A 2,628-nucleotide genomic window follows, 5' to 3' on the forward strand; every position below is an offset into this window, starting at 1 on the left:
GGCTTTCCCGACCCGGCCGGAGGCCCCGAATCCGGGAATGGCAAGCTTGAAGCATGAACGATGCCGTCCCCGCACCCACCCCTGAGCCCCGCCGACGTGCCCGTGTCCGTGCTCCCGAGCTGATCGGCAAGGGCGGCTGGCTCAACACCGGCGGCAAGGATCTGAAGCTGGCCGACTTCCGAGGGCGCGTACTGATCCTCGATTTTTGGACGTTCTGCTGTATCAACTGCCTGCATGTGCTGGACGAGCTCCGCGAGCTTGAGGAGAAGCACCGCGACACCGTCGTGATCGTCGGCGTGCACTCGCCGAAGTTCGTGCATGAGGCCGAGCATCAGGCGGTCGTGGACGCCGTCGAGCGCTACGAGGTGCGTCACCCGGTGCTGGACGATCCGGAGCTCGCTACCTGGAAGCAGTACGCCGTGCGGGCCTGGCCGACGCTGGTGGTGATCGATCCCGAGGGGTATGTCGTCGCCCAGCACGCCGGTGAGGGGCACGCGCACGCCATCGAGCGGCTGGTCGAGGAGCTGGAGGCGGTGCACGAGGCCAAGGGGACGCTGCGGCGCGGGGACGGGCCGTATGTGGCGCCGGAGCCGGTGGCGACGGATCTGCGGTTCCCGGGGAAGGCGGTCCTGCTGCCGTCCGGGCACTTCCTGGTCTCCGACTCGACGCGGCACCAGCTCGTCGAGCTGGAGGCGGACGGTGAGACCGTCGTACGCCGCATCGGCGGCCAGGGGGACGGGAGCGGCTTCCGGGAGCCGCAGGGGCTCGCGCTGCTGCCGTCGGGGAAGGTCGTAGTCGCCGACACCGTGAACCACGCGCTGTGCGTGTACGACCCGGAGACCGGCGCGGTCGAGCGGGTCGCCGGGACCGGGCGGCAGTGGTGGCAGGGGGCGCCGACCTCTGGGCCCGCGCTCGATGTGGATCTGTCGTCGCCGTGGGATGTGGCCTGGTGGCAGGGCAAGGTGTGGATCGCCATGGCCGGGGTGCACCAGCTGTGGACGTACGACCCGGAGGCCGGGACCGTGCGGGTGGCCGCGGGGACGACCAACGAGGGCCTGGTGGACGGGCCGGGTGACGAGGCGTGGTTCGCGCAGCCGTCCGGGCTCGCCGCCGCCGGCGACCGGCTGTGGGTGGCCGACTCCGAGACCTCGGCGCTGCGCTGGATCGACCCCGGCGGGGTGGTGCACACCGCCGTCGGCACCGGACTGTTCGACTTCGGTCACCGGGACGGCCCCGCCGACCAGGCGCTGTTCCAGCATCCGCTCGGGGTGACCGCGCTGCCCGACGGCTCCGTGGCCGTGTCGGACACGTACAACCACGCGCTGCGCCGCTACGACCCGGCGACCGGCGAGGTGACCACCCTTGCCACCGATCTGCGGGAGCCGTCCGCGGCCGTGCTGGTGGACGAGGACATCGTGGTGGTCGAGTCGGCCAGGCACCGGCTGACCCGGCTGCGGTTGCCCGAGGAGGCCGTGCGGGTGGAGGCCGTAGCCCATCGCACCCAGCGGGCCGCCACCGATGTGGCGCCCGGCTCGCTGCGGCTCGACGTGGTGTTCCAGGCGCCGGCCGGTCAGAAGCTCGACACCCGGTACGGTCCCTCGACCAGGCTGCTGGTCTCGGCGACCCCGCCGGAGCTGCTGTCGGCGGGGGATGGCGCGGGTACGGACCTGTTCCGTGATGTGGAGCTGAACCCCGACGTCACCGAGGGCGTGCTGCATGTCTCGGCGATGGCGGCTTCCTGTGACGATGACCCGGAGAACGAGTATCCGGCCTGCCATGTGCACCAGCAGGACTGGGGAGTCCCCGTACGGATCACCCCCGATGGTGCCGCCAGGCTGCCGCTGGTGCTCGCGGGGATGGACGACTGATCCGGCCCGGCGGTCAGCGCACCAGGCCCTGGTGCGCTGACGGGCGGCCTGCCGCGCCGTCGAGGCAGCCGGCCACCCACAGGGGGCGGTTGTGGGTGGCCCGGTGGCCTCCCGCGCCCTCGGCCAGCAGCCGGGCGCAGCCGCCGCTGAGCAGTTCCTTCGTCCGCTCGCCGGTCACATCGGCCTGGTGGATGCGGGTGCCCATGATGTATCCGCCCTCGTAGGCGACATCGTCGCCCCACGGTGGGCGGTCGTTGAACCGCCAGATCAGGAACGCGGCGAGCACCGCGGCCGAAAACGCGCACGCCGTGAGCACGGTGAGAACCCTGCCGCGACGCCGCCCTCGGACCCGGTGGCGCACCGGGCCCGTCTGCCCCATCAGAACCATGGTCCATACCGTGGCAGGGGCGGTGTTTCGCAGATGTTAGCGCCGGTCAGCGCCGGTCCCCGTCCACGTATGTCGGTGTCACGGGTGGCACGATCGCGCGGCGGCGCCGGGCGATGCTGGTGAAGACGGCGACTCCGATGAGACCGACCGCCATCATGATCAGACCGACCAGGTCGAGGTTGACGCTATCCGTCTGCCAGTCGGTCGCGAAGGTGAGGATCGCGCCTGCGCCGATGAGCAGGATGCAGCCTCCCAGGCCCATGTTCTTTCGCCTCCTGAAGCAAGCAAAGCAGCGTGGGTTTGTGGGGATACCCAAAAACACAAACCACCACACACCAAACCAAAAAAAAGAGAGTGGGCACCCCACAAACC

Annotated in this window: 3 protein-coding genes; 1 reads left to right on the forward strand and 2 read right to left on the reverse strand. The window is 70.5% G+C overall.

The window, feature by feature from the left end:
* The first annotated feature begins 53 nt into the window (after window positions 1–53).
* Window positions 54–1,868 (forward strand): NHL domain-containing thioredoxin family protein, encoded by a 1,815-nt coding sequence (locus ACFWI9_RS17380; RefSeq protein WP_387162841.1) that lies wholly within the window; start codon window positions 54–56, stop codon window positions 1,866–1,868.
* Window positions 1,869–1,881: 13 nt separating this feature from the next.
* On the opposite strand, the gene ACFWI9_RS17385 is transcribed toward ACFWI9_RS17380, so the two are convergent.
* Window positions 1,882–2,247, reverse strand: a complete 366-nt coding sequence (locus tag ACFWI9_RS17385) for a hypothetical protein (protein ID WP_387162843.1) — start codon at window positions 2,245–2,247, stop codon at window positions 1,882–1,884.
* Window positions 2,248–2,302: 55 nt separating this feature from the next.
* Complete coding sequence (locus ACFWI9_RS17390) at window positions 2,303–2,518, reverse strand: DUF6458 family protein (protein ID WP_338671365.1); 216 nt, start codon at window positions 2,516–2,518, stop codon at window positions 2,303–2,305.
* Window positions 2,519–2,628: the final 110 nt, after the last annotated feature.

This window comes from Streptomyces sp. NPDC127084 (assembly GCF_042724175.1).
Taxonomy (GTDB): domain Bacteria; phylum Actinomycetota; class Actinomycetes; order Streptomycetales; family Streptomycetaceae; genus Streptomyces.